Genomic DNA, 17,607 nt, shown 5'->3' with positions numbered 1-17,607 from the left:
CAGTTAACGTATTGAAATAAAACAATTCTGTACATGTTTTGATCGAGTCTCTATGGTTGCCGGCATTGCCCCGGAGACCGTCATGCCCCCGATCCAGGACCATCCCTTGCGGTATCAGCTCACCAATGAGCTGCACGCGCGCCCTTTTCCCGCCATGTCGAGCCCCTGCACGGTGGTTTACCTTGCAGTGAAGCAGCCTAGCGAGGCCGAGCACCGGGACCGGATGCTGGATCTGGTGCACCTGAAGGATCTGCTCGACCGGCACGGTGCGCCGCATCCGCAGCCTGGCGCCACCCATCACATGGCGCAGATCGGGCGCCACATGCTGAAGTGGGAGCAGCACACCGAATTTGTCAGCTACACCGCCTATTCCAACGGAGTCAGCGCCCGGGCCTTTGACCCGGCGGATTTCGAAGTGTTCCCTGCGGATTGGCTGGAGCAGGCGCCAGGGCAGCGGGTGACCTCGGCGATGGTCCGGGTCCTGCCGCGTCCCGAAGGCGAAGCCCTGAAGCCCATCCTGCAGGACTGGCTGGTGCCGGAGAGCCTGGCGGTGAGCCAGGTGCTGAGCGGCAGCGCCGTCATCGGCGGCGATTTCCGCATCGATCCGGCAGGGCACATGCGCTTTGCCGTCTTCACTTCGCCGGGCACCGGCCATAACCGCATCGGCCGGATTGTGCAGCGGCTGTGCGAGATTGAGACCTACAGGGCGATGGCGATGCTCGGCTTCTCCCGCGCCCGCGGCCTCACGCCGACCATCAGCGCGCTGGATACGCATCTGAGCGAAATGATGGTGGAGATGACCGGCGGCTCTGTCCCGGCCGAACAGACCCTGTCGCAGCTGCTGACAGTCTCGGCAGAACTGGAGGCAATGGCAGCACGCTCTGCCTTCCGCTTCAGCGCTACCGGGGCCTATGACGCGCTGGTTAACCAGCGTGTCAGCCTGCTGCGGGAGGAGCGGCACAAGGGTTTCCAGACGCTGGAGGAGTTCATGCTGCGCCGGTTTGAGCCGGCCATGCGCACGGTGAAATCCACCGAGAAGCGGCTGGAGGCTCTGGCAAACCGGGCGCGCCGGGCAGGGGAGCTGCTCAGAACCCGGGTGGATGTAGAGCGTTCGGCGCAGAACCAGGCGCTGTTGGCCAGCATGGACAGGCGCGCCGATCTGGCACTCCGCCTGCAGCACACGGTTGAGGGGCTGTCGGTGGTGGCGATCAGCTATTACGCAGTTTCGCTGGCAGCTTATGCGCTTTATCCGCTGGCTGCGGCCTTGGACATCAGCAAAGGCACGCTGACGGCGCTGATCACTCTGCCGGTTGTTGGCTTGGTTTGGCTGGGTGTGCGGCGGATCCGGAAGAAGCTGCACTAAGCGCGGCATTCATGCCCAGCCCGCCAAGGGCAATGGCTGCCAGGGCCAGCAGGGCGGCAACGCTGAGCGTTGGAATGCCCGCGAGACCCGCCCCCACGGTGCAGCCGCCTGCCAGCACGCCGCCTACGCCCATCATTACCGCGCCGGTCAGGTAACGGCCGGTCTGGCGCGGGCTTTCAAAGCTCTGCCACTGAAAACCGCCGCTGAGCAGCGCCGCTGCCAGCGCGCCCAGCACCACACCGCCGAACAGCCCGGGGCCAAAGCCTGCCGGGATGGAGGTGGAAGCGATGGAGAAAAACAGCGTGTCCGCCGCCGGGGCAGTGAAGGAGAGGCTCTGCATCGGAATGGGATCGAATTCGTCAAACAGCACGTAGCCGGTCCCAACCCAGGCGAGCGGCACCAGCGCTCCGATCAGCGCACCGCCTGCCAGCATCGCCAGGCTGCTGCCGGAGCGCAGCGCAAGCAGCACGGCGGCCACGGCAATGAGGGTGCTCCACAGCAGCGGGCCACCGGGCAGGGCGGCGAGGGAGATGTTTTCTGCCAGCGGCAGCGTCACCGAGCCAAGCGCTGTGCGGACGGGCGCCAGCACGCCCTTGAGTGTGGCATGGGCCACAATGGCAAAGACCGCTATGACCAGCAGAGCGCGCAGGTTGCCGCTGCCGCTGAGCACCAGCAGGCGCGAGGCGCAGCCGCGGGTCAGGATCATGCCTGCACCAAACATCAGCCCTCCGAGAATGATGGCGAGAACTGGAAGATCGCCAGCCAGCAGGCGGTGGTCTGCAAAGCTGATCCAGCCCATGGCCACAGACGCCTGGGTACCAATGACGGCGGCGGCGAGGGCCATGGCCCAGATACCGGCGGCCTGGCGCCGGTCGTCGCCAACCAGCGCACGGCGGAAGCAGAAGCGCGTGAGCTGCGCCAGCACACCGAACAGAATGCCGATGCCCAGGGCAAACCAGACGGAAACCTCCTGCGGAGTGGTCTCTTCAAAGCCAAATGTTTCGAACATTGCAGTCACCAGGCGGAAAAGCGGAATATTTTCCCGAAATGACGTCTGCCGGTGTTTTGGGCAAGCCCGTACGGCCGCCGGTTGCGTTCCGGGTTGGGGAAGGTGTTCCGCCTTCATGGCTCTTTTCGGGGTTTTGTTTTTGAAACTGTAGTATTGCAAAACAAATTGGCCGCCCGGGACTGGGCGGCCAATAGTCATGTTTTTATTTGAATATGTGCGGGGGTTCCGCCTCAGCGGCCGCGGATCCGCGGGTCCAGCGCGTCGCGCAGGCCATCGCCCAGGTAATTCACGCTTAGCACCGTCAGCGAGATTGCCATGCCGGGCCAGAACACCCGCTCTGGGTGCTGCTGCAGATAGTCGGTGGCATCAAACAGCAGGCGGCCCCAGGTCGGGAAGTCCGGCGGGAAACCGAGGCCGAGGAACGACAGGGACGACTCGGTGATGATCGCAGTGGCGATGCCCAGGGTTGCCGAGACCATGATCGGCGACAGCACGTTGGGCAGGATATGCCGGGTGATCAGGCTGCTGTTGGTGGTGCCGATGGAGCGCGCTGCCATCACAAACTCGCGCTCTTTCAGCGCCAGCACATCGCCGCGCACGATGCGGGCAGTGGGCATCCAGCTGGTCACGCCGATGGAGATCACGATCAGGATGAAGATCCCTTGCTCCGGGCCGAAGGCTGCGTTCAGCGGTTCGCGGAACAAGAGCATCATCACCAGCAGCAGCGGCAGCAGCGGCAGTGCCAGGAACAAGTCCGTCAGGCGCATCAGCGGGCCGTCGAGCTTTTTGAAGAAGCCGGCCATCACCCCGATGAAAGATCCCAGGAACAGCGCCAGCAGCATCGCGGTCAGACCTACGGAAACCGAGGTTGCGCCGCCTGCCATCATCCGGGCCAGCATGTCGCGGCCCAGCTGGTCAGTGCCGAAAGGATGCTCCCAGCTGGGGCCCTGGTTGCGGTGGCGGATGTTGATCTGGGTGGCTTCCAGCTCCCAGAAGAACGGGCCCAGGTAGACCGCCAGGATGATGAACAGGAACAGTGCCCCGCCCATCAGTGCGCCGCGGTGCGACTTGAACTGGTCCCAGACGTCCAGCCACTGGCTGCGCGGCGGCTTGGCGGGTTGCGGATTGCTAAGCTCAGTCATAGCGGATCCTCGGGTCAAGAATGCCGTACAGCACGTCGGCGATCAGGTTGAACAGCACGATCAGCACCGCGAAGATGAAAGTCAGCGTCTGCACCATCGGCAGGTCGTTGGCCTGGATAGCGCCGATCAGCAATTGGCCGATACCGTTCACCTTGAAAACCTGTTCTGTGATGATGGCACCGCCGAAGATCGACGGAATGCCGAGCGCAATCACCGTAACCACCGGGATCATCGAGTTCCTGAGAACATGCACCATCACCACCACGTATTCGCTGAGGCCTTTGGCCCGGGCGGTGCGCACATAGTCCTGATTGAGGTTGTCCAGCATCGAGGCGCGCATGAAGCGGCTGAGCTGCGCGGTGATCTGCAGCGCCAGCACCATCACCGGCATGATCATCTGTTTCAGCTGGTAGACAAAGGCATCCCAGCTGTCGACCACATGGGTGGTGTCATAAATCGATGGGAACCAGCCCAGCTGCACCGAGAAGATCACGATCACCAGCACGCCCGAGAAGAACGGCGGCACCGAGAAGCCGACCATCGACACGAACGTGCCGAGCTGGTCGAACCAGCTGTACTGGCGGTAGGCCGAGTAGATGCCGATCGGCAGCGCGATCAGGATGGCGACCACATAGGCGGTGCCGACAACCCACAGGGTCTGGGGGATTCGCTGGATCACGATGTCCATCACCGGCGAGCGGGTCTGCCAGGAGATCACCCGCAGGTCGCCTGCGGAGAAGGAGGTGCCCAGGTAATGGTCGATCAGCACCTGCGGCTCGATCCAGAAGAATTGCACGATCCACTTCCAGAAGCGGATATGCATGGGCTGGCCGAGGCCAAGCGCCTCGCGCATTTTCTCTTTGACTTCAGGGGGAACGGTCAGGGGAACCTGCGCCATCGGGTCGCCCGGGGCAAGCTCCAGCAGCAGGAAGATCACGAGGCTGATGAACAGCAGTGTCGGAACTGCCAGCACCAGCCGCCGGATTGTAAAGGTCAGCATCAGGTAAGCGCCTTTGCAAGGTGTAGTGAGTTCGGAGCGGGCAAGGGGGCCTCAGATCCAATTCATGCGCGGGCGGTAAAACGTAACCGGACCTGAATGGCAAGAGGCCCCGGCGTAACGCCAGGGCCCCTGTGAGGCAAGCTCAGCTTACTTGATGCGGTGCCAGTCGGCTGCGTTCCACATCTCGCTGTCCCAGACGTTCAGGTTGACGCCGCCCAGGGTGTTGGAGTGTGCCGACAGACGGCCGCGGTGGACCAGCGGGATCATGCCGCCTTTTTCGACCATGATGTCATTCAGGCGTTTGCCGATCTCGGCGCGGGCTTCCAGGCCTGCGGTCTTGGTCAGCTCGGCATGCAGCTCGTCGAACTCCGAGTCGCAGAAGCGCGAGATGTTCTCACCCTGCCACTGGGAGGCCGGGGTCGGAGCCTTGTCGCACAGACCGTTGGCCAGGTAGGATTGCGGGTCGGTGCCGTTGAAGGTGTTGGCGTACATTTCAACGTCGGCATAGAACTTCTGGAAGGTGTCGGGCGAGCCCGGGTCACCGCCGAAGAACACCGAGGCGTTGATGTTGCGCAGCTCGGTCTCGATGCCGATCTGGCTCCACCATTCCTTGATCAGCGCCTGGAAGTCCTGACGCACGGCGTTGGTCGAGGTCTGGTACAGGATCTTCATCGGCTTGCCGTCCGGGGTTTCCCGCACGCCGTCGCCATTGGTGTCCTTGTAGCCCGCCTCTTCCAGCATCGCCTTGGCGGCATCGATGTCCTGAACAGAGCAGTCGAAGGTGTCCGAGTTGAAGGCCGCCGGGGCCGGAACCCAGTTACAGCCGACCTTGCCGGCCTTGCCATAGCCGATTTCCACCAGCAGCGGACGGTCGATGGCCAGCGACATCGCCTTGTAGACGGCCGGATCGTTCAGGAACGGGTGGCCGCGTTTCACGGAACGCTCGTCCGGGCCCAGCTCCGGGCTCGGGTCGGTCTGGTTCAGCATGATGCGCTCGACCAGCGGGCCGAAGCCGGCAACCGGGGTGCCTTTGCCGCCTGCTTCCATCTGGGCGATCACTTCGGGCGCCAGCTGCAGGTTCCAGGCATAGTCGAACTCGCCGGTTTCCATCACTGCGCGGCCGGCTGCGGTCGCGTCACCGCCGCCTTTGAACAGCACCTTGGCAAAGGCAGGCTTGGCCGGGTCGCGGTAGTTCGGGTTCGCCGACATGGTGATCACGTCGTTCGGCTTGAACTCATCCACAGTGAACGGGCCGGTGCCGATCGGGCCAAAGTTGGCCTCGGTGCATTCCGGTGCTTTGGCACCCATGCAGTTCTCGAACTGGGCCTTCTGGATGATCGGGCTTTCGCCGCCGACAAACGGGCCGTAGGGGAAGGGGGTCGGCTTGTCGAAGGTGACCTTGACGGTCAGATCGTCAACAGCTTCGACATTGGTTACGCCTTCGAACTTGGTCACCTGCGCGCAGCCGCCTTCGGGATGCATGCAGTAGTCGGCGGTGAACTTCACATCATGCGCGGTGAAGGCGCTGCCGTCGGACCACTTGAGGCCAGGGGCGATCTTCCAGGTGATCGAGGTCAGATCCTCGGACACGCCGCCGTTTTCGACGGTCGGGATCTCGGTCGCCAGATAGGGCAGCATGTTGCCGTTCGGGTCGTAGCGGGCCAGCGGTTCGATCACCAGCGCAGAGGCGTCGATGTCCTTGGTGCCGCCGGACAGGAACGGGTTCAGGATCGACGGCGCCTGCCAGTAGATGATATTAACCTGGCCGTCCGAGCCGCGCTCGGCGAACGCAGCAGGTGCCAGGGAGGCCGCGGCCACGGCACCCATCAATAGGGTTTTGACTTTCATCACACTCTCCTTGTCGGACACGTTTTGTGCCTTGTTTTCTGTCTTTTTGTCTGCCGGGCTGAGCGGCCCGGAAATTTGCCGCATCGCTGCGGAGTGGTAGATGTTGCGCCTGCAGGCAGCGCGGATAACGTAAAAAACTAAGCAGTCTTAACATTTTGCCGGGCGCACCGGCGCGCGGCGCCATGCAGGAAGCCACTGATGTCATCGAAAACTAGTTCCTTAGAAATTGCAAATTCCAATTTTGGAATCCTTATGCATTATTTGCATGAGCTTTTTTGTGCGAAGTAGAGTTTACTCCTCAAGGCCGGGGCCAGTGCCCTGTGCAATCCTGAGCAAAGACAGATAGGGAAGCCGTCATGCTGGACACCGCAATTGCGTCCATAAGAAACTTGCGCGTGGAGTTTCAGACCAAGGACGGGCCGGTTGTCGGCGTCGAGGATGTCTCGTTTGAGGTAAGTCCGGGCGAGACTGTCTGCATCGTCGGCGAATCCGGGTCGGGCAAGTCGGTCTCCTCGCTGTCGCTGATGCGGCTGGTGGAGTTCGGCGGCGGCGAGATTGCGGGCGGCGAACTTCTGTTCAACCGGCGCGAGGGCGGCGAGACCAATCTGGCGGCCTCTGAACAGGAAATGATGAAGCAGATTCGCGGCAATGAGATCGGCATGATCTTCCAGGAGCCGATGACCGCGCTGAACCCGGTGTTCACTGTGGGCCGCCAGCTGACCGAGGGCCTGCGCATCCACAAGAAAATGTCCCAGTCCAAGGCTGAGGAACGCGCACTGGAACTCTTGCGCCAGGTTCGCATCCCTGAGCCGGAACGGCGCCTGAAGCAGTATCCGCATGAACTGTCGGGCGGCATGCGCCAGCGGGTGGTGATCGCCATGGCGATGGCCTGCGAGCCGCGCCTGCTGATCGCGGATGAGCCCACCACCGCGCTCGACGTGACCATCCAGGCAGAGATCCTGGCGCTGATGGACCGGCTGAAGCGCGAGACCGGCACCGCGGTGATGTTCATCACCCATGACATGGCGGTGGTGGCGCAGATGGCCGACCGCGTGGTGGTCATGTTCCGCGGCAACAAGGTTGAGGAAGGCACTGTCGAAGAGATCTTCGAGAACCCGCAGCACGACTACACCAAGGCGCTGCTGGCAGCGGTGCCGAAACTGGGCGAGATGCGCGGCAAGCATTACCCTGAGCCGATGAAGCTGATGGGTGTCGAAAACCAGAGGATCGAGCCGATCAAAGGCACTGATGAGGTGCTGCTGGACGTGAAGAACCTGACCACCCGCTTCCCGGTGAAAGGCGGTCTGCTGCGCAGGACGATCTCGAATGTTCACGCAGTGGAAGACGTCTCCTTCAAGGTCTTCAAGGGCCAGACCCTGTCGCTGGTGGGCGAATCCGGCTGCGGCAAATCCTCGGCCGGGCGCTCGATCCTGCGGCTGGTGGAGCCGCTGTCCGGTCAGGTCAATTTCGAAGGCCGCAATGTGCTGGATTTCAGTGCCTCCGAAATGCACAAGGCGCGCCAGGACATGCAAATGATCTTCCAGGATCCCTTTGCCTCCCTGAACCCGCAGATGCAGCTGATTGATCAGGTGGCCGAGCCGCTGCGCAACTACGGCCTTGCTTCGGGTTCCGAACTGCAGGACCGCGTCGCCAGCCTGTTCGACCGGGTCCATCTGCCGCGCAGCTTTATGCGCCGCTATCCGCACGAGATGTCCGGCGGCCAGCGCCAGCGCATCGCCATTGCCCGCGCGCTGGCCCTGAACCCCAAACTGATCGTCGCGGATGAGGCTGTTTCGGCTCTGGACGTCTCGGTGCAGGCGCAGGTCCTGAACCTGATGATGGAGCTGCAGGCGGAACTGGGTCTCTCCTTCCTGTTCATCAGCCACGACATGGCGGTGGTGGAGCGGGTCAGCCATCAGGTCGGCGTCATGTACCTGGGCCGCATCGTCGAAATCGGCCCGCGTGAGCGTGTTTTCGAGAACCCGCTGCACGCCTATACGCAAGCGCTGATGAAGGCGGTGCCGATTGCCGACCCACGCCAGCGCAAGTCCGAAAAAGAGCTGAACTTCAAACCGATCCCGTCGCCGATCCATGAGGTGGGCTATCAGCCGGAACCCTCGGAATACCTGGAGCTGGAACCCGGGCATTTCGTCCTGACCACCGACAGCGGATACTGAACATGGCCGCAAAACTGACGCCGCTGGAGATCATGCAAAAGCTGGTCTCCTTTCCGACCGTGAGCCGGGACACCAACCTGCCGCTGGTGGACTGGGTGCAGGAGTACCTTTCCTCCCACGGCATCGAAAGCCACCGCTGGGTGGATCCGGAGCAAACCCATAAGGCGGCGGTCTTTGCCCATGCGGGCCCTTGGGAAGAGGGCGCCGTGGTGCTTTCGGGCCATACCGACGTGGTGCCGGTGGACGGCCAGCCCTGGGACAGTGATCCCTTCACGGTGGTGGAGAAAGACGGCAAATACTTCGGCCGCGGCACTTGCGATATGAAGGGCTACGACGCGCTGGCCATCTGGGCGCTGGTCGAGGCGCATACCCAAGGCGTCAAACGCCCGCTGCAGCTGGCGCTGAGCTTTGACGAGGAAACCGGCTGCACCGGCGCGCCGCCGATGATCGAGGCAATGCAGCCGGTGCTGCCCAAAGGCTCGGCGGTGATTGTGGGCGAGCCTTCCATGATGAAGGCGGTCACAGGCCACAAGGGCGGCACCGGCTATGCCACGCATCTGGAAGGGTTCGAGGTGCATTCCTCGCTCATGCACACCGGTGTCAGTGCCATTATGCAGGGGGCGCGGCTGATTGAGTGGGCCAACCGGAAGAACGCCGAGAACATGGCGCAGGAGCCGGGTGAGGTGCAGGCGATGTTCACGCCGCCCTGGACCACCTGCCACGTCGGCATGATCGAGGGCGGCACGGCCCATAACATCACCGCCAAGGACTGCCGGTTCGTGATGGATTTCCGGGTGGTGCCCGGAGAGGACGCAGCGGACTGGGAAGCGGCCTATTTTGCGAAGGTCCGCGAGGTTGAGGCGGAAATGCAGGCCGTGCATCCCGAGTCCCGCATCCGCATCGAGAAGAGCTTTGACGTTCCCGGCCTGGTGCCGGAACAGGAGGGCGAGGCGGAGGCGCTGGTGCGGCTGCTGACCGGCGACAACGGCTCTCATGTGGTCAGTTACGGCACCGAGGCCGGGCAGTTTCAGCAGGCGGGCTACTCAGCCGTGATCTGCGGCCCGGGCGACATCGCCCAGGCGCATCAGCCGAATGAATACATCACCGTGGCGCAGTTCAACGCGGGCCATGATTTCATGCGCCGCCTGGTGGAGAGGCTGCAGGCCTGACACGCCGCCTTGAAACCTGCGGTTTCATGATCAGATGCTAACACAGAAGGACGCCGCCAAGTTCCGCGGCGTCCGGGCAGCCCGGGGATACTTGCGAAAGCAAGTTTTATCATCGACAGTCTGCCGCAACGGAACCTGCCGGGGAGGGCACCATGCCGATCAAGAACCGTTTGGCCGAGATGCACGGCGAAATCACCACGTGGCGCCGCCATCTGCACGAGAACCCCGAGCTGATGTACGAAGTGCATGAAACCGCGGCCTTTGTGGTCGAGCGGCTGAAGGAGTTCGGTATCACCGATATCACCACCGGCATCGGCAAGACCGGCGTGGTGGCGGTGATCGAGGGCAAGACCAACACCTCGGGCCGCGCCATCGGGCTGCGCGCTGACATGGACGCGCTGCCGATCCCGGAAGCCTCGGGCGTGGACTATGCTTCCAAATCGCCGGGCGTGATGCATGCCTGCGGCCATGACGGCCATACCTCGATGCTGCTGGGCGCTGCCAAGTACCTGGCTGAGACGCGGAATTTCGACGGCAAGGCAGTGCTGATCTTCCAGCCCGCCGAAGAGGGCGGCGCAGGCGGCAAGGCCATGTGCGACGACGGTCTGATGGACCGCTGGGGCATCCAGGAGGTCTATGGCCTGCACAATATGCCCGGCCTGCCGGTGGGCGAGTTTGCCATCCGCCCCGGCGCGCTGATGGCCTCGTCGGATGAGTTCAACGTCACCGTAACCGGCAAAGGCGGCCATGCCGCCGCACCGCATGATGCAATCGACACAACGCTGGTGGCCTCGCAGATTGTGGTGTCGCTGCACTCGATCGTCTCGCGCAATGTCGATCCGATCAAGCGGGTGGTGCTGACCGTTGGCACTTTTGAAACCGACAGTACCGCGTCGAATGTGATTGCCCATACCGCACGTCTGCAGGGCACCGTCCGCACCTTGGACCCGGAATACCGCGCGCAGGCCGAAACCTGGGTGCGCCGGGTGGCTGAGGACACCGCTTCGGCCTTTGGCGCCAAAGCTGAAGTTGAATGGGTGCCGGGCTATCCTGCGACCATCAACGACGAGACCGGCACCGCCCATGCGGTGGAGGCAGCTGAAGCCGTTGCCGCCAAGGTCACTGCCGACACCCCGCCGATCATGCCGTCCGAGGATTTTGCCTATATGCTCGAAGAGCGTCCGGGCGCCTATATCTTCCTGGGCAACGGCGACACCGAGATGTGCCACCACCCGGCCTATGTCTTTGATGACGATGCGATCCCGCTGGGATGCAGCTGGTTTGCCGAGCTGGTGGAACGAAGAATGCCCGCGGCCTGAGGGCGCGGGAGAGACAACCTCGAAGGAGTGAAAGATGCCGGTCAAGAACCGCTTTGCCGAACTGCAGGATGAAATCACCGCCTGGCGCCGGGATATCCACGAAAACCCGGAGATCCTGTTTGAAACCCACCGCACCAGCGCATTGGTGGCCGAGAAACTGCAGGCCTTCGGCTGCGACGAGGTGGTGACCGGCATCGGCCGCACCGGCGTGGTGGGGGTGATCAAGGGCAAGGCGGACAGCTCCGGCAAGGTGATCGGCCTGCGCGCCGACATGGACGCGCTGCCGATCCATGAGCAGACCGGGCTGGACTATGCCTCCAAGACCCCTGGCGCGATGCATGCCTGCGGTCATGACGGCCACACTGCAATGCTTCTGGGCGCCGCTAAGTACCTGTCCGAGACCCGCAATTTCGACGGCACCGTGGTGGTGATCTTCCAGCCCGCCGAAGAGGGCGGCGGCGGCGCCAAGGTGATGTGCGACGACGGGCTGATGGACCGCTGGGGCGTGCAGGAGGTTTACGGTCTGCACAACTGGCCGGGCCAGCCGGTGGGGGCATTCTCGATCCGTCCGGGCTCCTTCTTTGCGGCGACCGACCAGTTTGACATCACTTTCGAAGGCCGCGGCGGCCATGCCGCCAAACCGCATGAGACCGTCGACACCACGGTGCTGGCGGCGCAGGCGGTGCTGGCGCTGCAGACCATTGCGTCGCGCAACGCGGACCCGGTGCATCAGATCGTGGTCTCGGTCACCTCCTTTGAGACTTCGTCCAAAGCCTTCAACGTGATCCCGCAGAAGGTGCAGATCAAAGGCACCGTGCGCACCATGTCCAAGGAGATGCGCGACCTGGCCGAGACCCGCATCAAGGAGGTCTGCAACGGCATCGCGGCGACCTTTGGCGGCAGTGCGGATATCACCTATCACCGCGGCTATCCGGTGATGGCGAACCATGATGAGCAGACTGAGTTTGCGGCCAAGGTTGCGGCCAGCGTCTCAGGGGCCTGCGACGAGGCGCCGCTGGTGATGGGCGGCGAGGATTTTGCCTTCATGCTGGAGGAGCGCCCCGGCGCCTATATCCTGATGGGCAATGGCGATACCGCGATGGTGCATCACCCGGAGTACAACTTCAACGACGATGCTATTCCCGCGGGCTGCAGCTGGTGGGCGGAGATCGTCGAGCAGCGGATGCCGGCTGCCTGAGTTGAGCCGGGGGAGGGGGCTGTCTGCCCCCTCTTGAGCCTGCGGCTCAATTCACACCCGAGGGTATTTTAACCAGAAAGAAGCGGGATTGAGCGGCGTTAATGCTCCAGCAGCTCGCGGTAGATTGAGACAAGCGTTTCCGCCTCTTTTTCAAGGGCGAAGTTGGTCATGGCGTGTTTGCGCGCAGCGGCTGACCAAGATTGCAGGCGGCCCTCGGTTGCAAGCACTTCGTTAATCGCCTCCACCATCTGGGCGGTTTCGCCCGGGTCGATCAGCAGGCCGGTTTCATTTGGGGCAATCAGTTCCTCAAAGGCACCGACGCGGGTGGCCACGGCCGGCACGCCGCAGGACATGGCTTCCAGCGGGGTGAGGCCGAACCCCTCCCAGCGCTGCGGGGCGACGTAGAGGTCCAGGGCCTGGTACCAGCGGGACACCTCCCAGACCGGTACTTCGGGCGGGAACAGCAGGCGGTCGGAGAGTCCTGCAGCCTCCACCTTGGCACGCAGGTCCTTTTCGAACGCCACGTGTTTTTCGGTGGCGCGGCCCATCACCAGGCCGACTGCCTTGGGGTGCGCCTTCAGCACCTCCAGCATGGCATCCACAAAGACGTCGGTGCCTTTCTGCGCCCGGATCCGGCCATAGCAGCCGATCAGGATGGCGTCTTCGGGCAGGCCCAGATCCCGGCGCAAGGCGGCTTTGTCGGCGGGCGGCGAGAATTCTTCAGTGTTGATGCCGTGATGCACAACTTGCACCGGCTTATCGAGATAGGCCGCGCCTTTGGCAGAGGTGGCGATCACCCGGTCCATCCTGGAGATCAGCCATTTGGTGTAGCCGGAGTGATGGCGCTGCGAGGCGGAGGTGAACAGAAGTTTCAGCCGCTTGCCGAGGAGGTACTTCAGCGCCAGCCCGCCCAGCATCTCGACATTGCGGCGTGCGTGCCAGACCCGGACGCCGGCAGGGCCGCTGCGGGGCATGGAGATCAATTGGGCGGCTGACAGATGCGGCATATCCCCGGGCAGGCCGCTGCCTGCGGTGGCAATGGCAATCTGCTGCCGCTGCAGCGGCACCAGCCGCACGATGGTCGAGGTGACGCCGGAGAGACGGCGTTTAAAGTTCGGTGCGATGACCTCGATTGTGCCGGCGTCAACCTTGGCCATCACGGCCTCCTTTTGCGGGAAGAAGGGCCAGCAGAGCGTTCACTGTCTTGTCCAGCTGGTCCGACTGCCGGGACATGAATTGCGCGGCGGCTGTGCGGGCAGCGTCGAATGCCTTGGGCTGGTCCAGCCACTTTGCAACCTGATCCGCCAGTTCACTGGCAGAGCGGACCTCTCTTGCAGCGCCAAGCGCGGTCAGTTCGCCGTAGGTTTCGGCGAAATTGTAGTGGCCGGTTCCGGTGATGACGGCTGCGCCGGCCTGCATCGGCTCAAACGGGTTGTGGCCGCCGATCTCGCGCAGAGAGCCGCCCAGGAACACCAGCGGGCTGAGCGCATACCAGGTGCCGACCTCGCCCAGGGTGTCCGCCAAATAGACCTGCGTCGTGGTGCCGGGCATCACACCCTTGCTGCGCCGGGCGCAGCTGAGGCCCGCCTTCCTGATCAGGCTTTCCACGGCATCTCCGCGCTCCGGGTGGCGGGGCGCAAGCAGCAGGCAGAGGTCCGGGTGCTGCTGAAGCAAGGCCTTGTGTGCCTCAAGAACAATCTCCTCCTCGCCCTCATGGGTGGAAGAGGCGATCCAGGCGGCACGGCCTCCGATATCGTCTCGGACTTTGGAAAGCGTGTCCTGATCGACCGGAAGCGGTGCTGACACGGCTTTGAGGTTGCTGCCGGGCTGGATGCGGCCGGCTGCAGCGCCCATTGCCTGAAGGTTGGTGGCTGTCTTCTGGTTTTGGGTGACCAAAAGATCAAACTGATCCAGGATATAGCGCGCGGTGCCGGGGCGTTTTTTCCAGCCCGCTACCGAGCGGTCCGACAGCCGCGCGTTCAGCAGCACCAGCGAGCAGCCCGCCTTGCGGGCGCGCACCAGCATCTGCGGCCACAGCTCGCTTTCGACAAACACGCCCAGATCGGGCTGCCAATGTTGCAGAAACCGGTCCACCGCGGCAGTGGTATCCAGCGGCGGAAACTGGTGGCGGCAGCGCGGCGGCATGCGTTTGGCAATCAGCTCAGCCGAGGTGGGCGTGCCGGAGGTGATCAGGAATTCCGCGTCCGGCGCCTGCTCTCCCATCCGCTGGATCAGGGTCAGCACCGAGAGGCTTTCGCCGACCGAGGCTGCGTGGAACCAGATCAGCCGCCCGGCGGGGCGGGGCAGGGAAGCATGGCCCAGGCGCTCGCGCACGCGCTCCTCGGGCAGGCCGTAGTCGCGCAGCTTGGCTGCAACCTTGCGCCAGGCAAAGGGCGCAATCAGGGCGCTGGCCCCGCAGTAAAGGGAATAGAGCAGCGTCGGGCGCGCAGGGGTGCTGGACATGGTCAGCCGCCGGTGTGGCTCATGTGGCGGCTCATCTGGCCGCCGACTTCCTGCCGGGAGTAATCGAAGTCATGGCCGCGCGGCTTGTCGCCAATGGCGGCGCGGATGGCAGCCTCCAGCACGCCGGTGCCCTCTTCGTTGGCGCGCAAGGGCGCGCGCAGGTCGGCTTTGCCTTCCTGGCCGAGGCAGGTGTAGATTTCGCCGGTGCAGGTGACCCGCACCCGGTTGCAGCTTTCGCAGAAGTTATGGGAGAGCGGCGTGATGAAGCCGATCTTCTGGCCTGTCTCCTCCAGCCGCACATAGCGGGCCGGGCCGCCGGTGCGTTCGGCCAGATCGGTGACGGTATAGTGGTTTTCGTATTCCGCCCGTACCTCTTCCAGCGACCAGTACTGGCCGATGCGTTCCATGGCATCAAAGTCCTCGCCCATCGGCATCACTTCGATCCAGGTGAGGTCGAGGCCGCGTTCGGCGCACCAGGCGGTGATTTTCGGCAGCTCTTCCTCGTTGAAGCCCTTGAGGGCCACCGCGTTGATCTTGACGCGCAGGCCGGCTTTCTGCGCTGCATCGATGCCTTTCATCACCTGCGGCAGGCGGCCCCAGCGGGTGACATCCGCAAACTTCTGCTCGTCCAGCGTATCGAGCGAGATATTCACCCGGCGCACCCCGGCGGCATAGAGGTCATCGGCGTATTTCACCAGCTGCGAGCCATTGGTGGTCAGCGTCAGCTCTTTCAGGGCGCCGCTTTCCAGATGACGGCTCATCGCCTGGAAGAAACTGATGATGCCGCGGCGCACCAGCGGTTCGCCGCCGGTGATCCTGAGCTTCTCCACGCCAAGCCGGATGAAGGTGGAGCAGAGCCGGTCCAGCTCCTCCAGCGTCAGGAGGTCCTTTTTAGGCAGAAAGGTCATATTCTCCGACATGCAATAAACGCAGCGGAAGTCGCAGCGGTCGGTGACCGAGAGGCGCAAATAGGTGATTGCGCGGGCGAAGGGATCAATAAGCGGAGCCGTCATGCCTCCTAGGTAAAGCCGGCTGCCGCCCGCGGCAAGGGGGGCGGGGCTTTTACGTCTGGCAAAGCGCATCAGGCACGGCTAGGGTCGCGGCATGCGTATGACAGTCTTTTCCCTTGCTTCGATTTCCCTGCTGGCGGCGTGCAACGGCATCCAGCTCAATTCCGCAATTCTTGGCGGCAAGAGCACCGATGGTGCGGCGGCGCCGCAGGAGCCGATCCTGGAACCGGTTTCCGGCGTGGATACAGTTGAGGCGGAGCCGTTGGCGCCGTCGTCGCCCTCCGCGCCGTCCTTCCGCGGGTCGGCCACCACGGTGGCCTCGCTGGGCGACCCGTCGCTGCCGGGCTTGTGGATGGAGACGCCTCTGGTGGCGGCCGAGCAGCAGGCGCTGATCCGCACCAGCCGCAATACGCAGGTGGTGCTGACACTGAAGCCGATCCCGGGTGCCGAGTCCGGCGGCAGCCGCCTGTCGATCGGTGCTATGCGGGCGCTGGGCTTGCCGCTGACCGAGCTGGCCGAGGTGCAGGTGCTGCCTGCGGGGTGATGGCTGGTGCCTTCAACGCAAGGCCAACCCGTCTAACGGCGATGCACTGCGCTAAGGGCATCGCCCTCCCGTGGGGGAGGTTGGGCGCTGCCCGGCTGGCAGCCGGGCGGGACGGCAACAGGGTTAGGCGTCTTTCAGGTACTTAGCCGCCTCTTTGCGGGCAAAACCCTTCATGTTTTCGCCGTGTTCCGCCAGAAAAGCGCGGGTGCGCTCCGCGTCATGCTTGCTGAGGTCGCGCAGCCACCAAGCGATGGCTTTCTGGATGAACCAGTCCCGGTCCGGCACATAAGAGGCAGCCCAGCCCAGAATGCGTTCACGGCTCGCCTGATCCGCCGGTTTCAGATTGTTCATCTTGGCCCAGGGCAGAGTGGCGACCAGTGCCGCCCGGCGCGACCACATGTGGTCCGATTGGGTCCAGGCCTCAACCGTGTCCAGCCTTTCAGGCGCCGCCAGCAGCCGTTTTGAGATGGCCGAGCAGGCGTGATCCGCAATGGCCCAGCTGTCAAAATCCGGCACCCAGGACTGCAGAAGGTCCCAGACCGCCGCGTCCTCTTTGATCCGCGCCTGGGTCAGCAGCTTGGCGGCGGCAATGCGGGCCTCAAAGATATCCGTGTCCCAAAGGGCGCGGGCCAGAGCCACGCGCTGCTCAACATCCAGCGACTGGCGCCAGGACTTGGTCAGATCATTGGTGGCCGGGTTGGGGACGCCCAGAACTTCGCGGCTTTGTTTGTGATAGGCTGCCATGCCCTCGGCCCGGCCGGGTTCGGCCTGGGCCTTCAATTCATCAAGATAGGGATCCAGCATGTCTGTCCTTGCAGGCCGCTACACCGGCACGCCGGTGGGTTTGCCGTCGATGGTGGCCTGGTTCTTCTCTTCCCAATATGCGCGGATGTCGCCGTCCGACTTGCCGTCGACCCATTTCTGCATGGTGTCGCGGTCGGATTGGAATTCCATGAACGGCACCGCATAGCCGCAAGAGGTCTGCACCATGTCCACTGAAACATCGAAGATCTGCCGGGCACTGCGGTGAGCAGGGAACAGGGCTGCCAGTTCGTCCCAGCCTTCATCACCCACGTGCAGCACCTTGGCAGTGCCGTAGGTGCGCAGGATCATCGGGCGGGTGGTGAAGGAGCACCACATCAGGGTGATCCGGTTCACTTCCAGCAGATGGCCCGCGGTTTCGTTCCCGCTGCCGGTGAGGTTCATCCAGGCAATCCGGTCCGGCCCCAGCACCCGCAGCGAATCCATGCCTTTGGGCGAGATGTTCACCCGGCCTTCAGGACCTGCGGAGCCAGTGAAGAACATGTGCTGTTCTTCAATGAACTTCCGGTGCGCCTCTTCGATCTGCGGAAACTGCTTTGCCAT

At 63.5% G+C, this 17,607-nt stretch carries 15 protein-coding genes; 6 read left to right on the top strand and 9 right to left on the bottom strand.

The genetic code is table 11. The features are described from left to right. Window positions 1-82 precede the first annotated feature (82 nt). Complete coding sequence (locus RA20_RS13710) at window positions 83-1,363, top strand: DUF3422 family protein (protein ID WP_039129772.1); 1,281 nt, start codon at window positions 83-85, stop codon at window positions 1,361-1,363. On the opposite strand, the gene RA20_RS13705 is transcribed toward RA20_RS13710, so the two are convergent. The 4 genes from RA20_RS13705 to RA20_RS13690 all read right to left on the bottom strand — a co-directional run bounded on the left by RA20_RS13705 (window position 1,299) and on the right by RA20_RS13690 (window position 6,362). Continuing rightward, window positions 1,299-2,372, bottom strand: coding sequence for a YeeE/YedE family protein (locus tag RA20_RS13705; protein WP_039129741.1), 1,074 nt, complete (start codon window positions 2,370-2,372; stop codon window positions 1,299-1,301). The two genes, RA20_RS13710 and RA20_RS13705, sit on opposite strands and share 65 nt — an antisense overlap. A 230-nt stretch (window positions 2,373-2,602) precedes the next feature. Next, on the bottom strand, window positions 2,603-3,514 hold the full coding sequence (locus RA20_RS13700; RefSeq protein WP_039129739.1) for an ABC transporter permease: 912 nt from the start codon (window positions 3,512-3,514) through the stop codon (window positions 2,603-2,605). Further along, window positions 3,507-4,514, bottom strand: coding sequence for an ABC transporter permease (locus RA20_RS13695; RefSeq protein WP_039129736.1), 1,008 nt, complete (start codon window positions 4,512-4,514; stop codon window positions 3,507-3,509). The genes RA20_RS13700 and RA20_RS13695 overlap by 8 nt, the downstream gene beginning before the upstream one ends. 147 nt (window positions 4,515-4,661) lie before the next feature. Then, window positions 4,662-6,362, bottom strand: a complete 1,701-nt coding sequence (locus tag RA20_RS13690; RefSeq protein ID WP_039129769.1) for a peptide ABC transporter substrate-binding protein — start codon at window positions 6,360-6,362, stop codon at window positions 4,662-4,664. A 356-nt stretch (window positions 6,363-6,718) separates the two neighbouring features. On the opposite strand from RA20_RS13690, the gene RA20_RS13685 reads away from it, so the two are divergent. From RA20_RS13685 to RA20_RS13670, 4 genes are all read left to right on the top strand, one after another. Next, window positions 6,719-8,539 (top strand): ABC transporter ATP-binding protein, encoded by a 1,821-nt coding sequence (locus tag RA20_RS13685; RefSeq protein ID WP_039129733.1) that lies wholly within the window; start codon window positions 6,719-6,721, stop codon window positions 8,537-8,539. Window positions 8,540-8,541: 2 nt separating this feature from the next. Next, window positions 8,542-9,708, top strand: coding sequence for an acetylornithine deacetylase (gene argE / locus RA20_RS13680; RefSeq protein WP_039129731.1), 1,167 nt, complete (start codon window positions 8,542-8,544; stop codon window positions 9,706-9,708). Window positions 9,709-9,860: 152 nt separating this feature from the next. Then, entirely contained in the window at window positions 9,861-11,027 is a 1,167-nt protein-coding gene (locus RA20_RS13675) for a M20 aminoacylase family protein (protein WP_039129729.1), read from the top strand. A gap of 34 nt (window positions 11,028-11,061) precedes the next feature. Next, entirely contained in the window at window positions 11,062-12,225 is a 1,164-nt protein-coding gene (locus RA20_RS13670) for a M20 aminoacylase family protein (RefSeq protein WP_039129726.1), read from the top strand. 98 nt (window positions 12,226-12,323) lie between these two features. Here the strand turns inward: RA20_RS13670 and RA20_RS13665 are convergent, their stop codons facing one another. From RA20_RS13665 to moaA, 3 genes are read right to left on the bottom strand one after another with little or no spacing between them, the layout of a single operon-like run. Then, window positions 12,324-13,382, bottom strand: coding sequence for a glycosyltransferase family 4 protein (locus tag RA20_RS13665; protein ID WP_039129724.1), 1,059 nt, complete (start codon window positions 13,380-13,382; stop codon window positions 12,324-12,326). Then, window positions 13,369-14,688 carry a 3-deoxy-D-manno-octulosonic acid transferase gene (locus RA20_RS13660; protein WP_193748839.1) on the bottom strand — a complete coding sequence of 440 codons (1,320 nt, stop codon included), beginning with the start codon at window positions 14,686-14,688 and terminating at the stop codon, window positions 13,369-13,371. The genes RA20_RS13665 and RA20_RS13660 overlap by 14 nt, the downstream gene beginning before the upstream one ends. 2 nt (window positions 14,689-14,690) lie before the next feature. Further along, the gene (moaA, locus tag RA20_RS13655; RefSeq protein ID WP_039129718.1) at window positions 14,691-15,701 is read right to left on the bottom strand and encodes a GTP 3',8-cyclase MoaA; all 1,011 of its coding nucleotides are present in this window, start codon (window positions 15,699-15,701) and stop codon (window positions 14,691-14,693) included. A gap of 91 nt (window positions 15,702-15,792) precedes the next feature. Here moaA and RA20_RS13650 point away from each other — a divergent pair, with 91 nt between their 5' ends. Next, window positions 15,793-16,242, top strand: a complete 450-nt coding sequence (locus tag RA20_RS13650; protein WP_039129716.1) for a hypothetical protein — start codon at window positions 15,793-15,795, stop codon at window positions 16,240-16,242. Window positions 16,243-16,365: 123 nt separating this feature from the next. Here the strand turns inward: RA20_RS13650 and RA20_RS13645 are convergent, their stop codons facing one another. Then, window positions 16,366-17,046 carry a DNA alkylation repair protein gene (locus RA20_RS13645; protein ID WP_039129713.1) on the bottom strand — a complete coding sequence of 227 codons (681 nt, stop codon included), beginning with the start codon at window positions 17,044-17,046 and terminating at the stop codon, window positions 16,366-16,368. An 18-nt stretch (window positions 17,047-17,064) separates the two neighbouring features. Beyond that, on the bottom strand, window positions 17,065-17,607 hold the full coding sequence (locus RA20_RS13640; protein WP_039129711.1) for a pyridoxamine 5'-phosphate oxidase family protein: 543 nt from the start codon (window positions 17,605-17,607) through the stop codon (window positions 17,065-17,067).

The organism is Leisingera sp. ANG-Vp (genome assembly GCF_000813725.1).
Classification (GTDB): Bacteria; Pseudomonadota; Alphaproteobacteria; order Rhodobacterales; family Rhodobacteraceae; genus Leisingera.
Note: the sequence above shows the minus strand (reverse complement) of the source record. Positions and strands in the feature narration are given on the sequence as shown.

Coding starts and splice junctions, on each gene's coding strand:
- RA20_RS13660 (WP_193748839.1), bottom strand. CDS start 14,688: ATGTCCAGCACCCCTGCGCGCCCGACGCTGCTCTATTCCCTTTACTGC.
- RA20_RS13705 (WP_039129741.1), bottom strand. CDS start 2,372: ATGTTCGAAACATTTGGCTTTGAAGAGACCACTCCGCAGGAGGTTTCC.
- RA20_RS13690 (WP_039129769.1), bottom strand. CDS start 6,362: ATGAAAGTCAAAACCCTATTGATGGGTGCCGTGGCCGCGGCCTCCCTG.
- moaA (WP_039129718.1), bottom strand. CDS start 15,701: ATGACGGCTCCGCTTATTGATCCCTTCGCCCGCGCAATCACCTATTTG.
- RA20_RS13640 (WP_039129711.1), bottom strand. CDS start 17,607: ATGGCAAAGCAGTTTCCGCAGATCGAAGAGGCGCACCGGAAGTTCATT.
- RA20_RS13700 (WP_039129739.1), bottom strand. CDS start 3,514: ATGACTGAGCTTAGCAATCCGCAACCCGCCAAGCCGCCGCGCAGCCAG.
- RA20_RS13665 (WP_039129724.1), bottom strand. CDS start 13,382: ATGGCCAAGGTTGACGCCGGCACAATCGAGGTCATCGCACCGAACTTT.
- RA20_RS13645 (WP_039129713.1), bottom strand. CDS start 17,046: ATGCTGGATCCCTATCTTGATGAATTGAAGGCCCAGGCCGAACCCGGC.
- RA20_RS13650 (WP_039129716.1), top strand. CDS start 15,793: ATGCGTATGACAGTCTTTTCCCTTGCTTCGATTTCCCTGCTGGCGGCG.
- RA20_RS13695 (WP_039129736.1), bottom strand. CDS start 4,514: ATGCTGACCTTTACAATCCGGCGGCTGGTGCTGGCAGTTCCGACACTG.
- RA20_RS13675 (WP_039129729.1), top strand. CDS start 9,861: ATGCCGATCAAGAACCGTTTGGCCGAGATGCACGGCGAAATCACCACG.
- RA20_RS13685 (WP_039129733.1), top strand. CDS start 6,719: ATGCTGGACACCGCAATTGCGTCCATAAGAAACTTGCGCGTGGAGTTT.
- RA20_RS13710 (WP_039129772.1), top strand. CDS start 83: ATGCCCCCGATCCAGGACCATCCCTTGCGGTATCAGCTCACCAATGAG.
- argE (WP_039129731.1), top strand. CDS start 8,542: ATGGCCGCAAAACTGACGCCGCTGGAGATCATGCAAAAGCTGGTCTCC.
- RA20_RS13670 (WP_039129726.1), top strand. CDS start 11,062: ATGCCGGTCAAGAACCGCTTTGCCGAACTGCAGGATGAAATCACCGCC.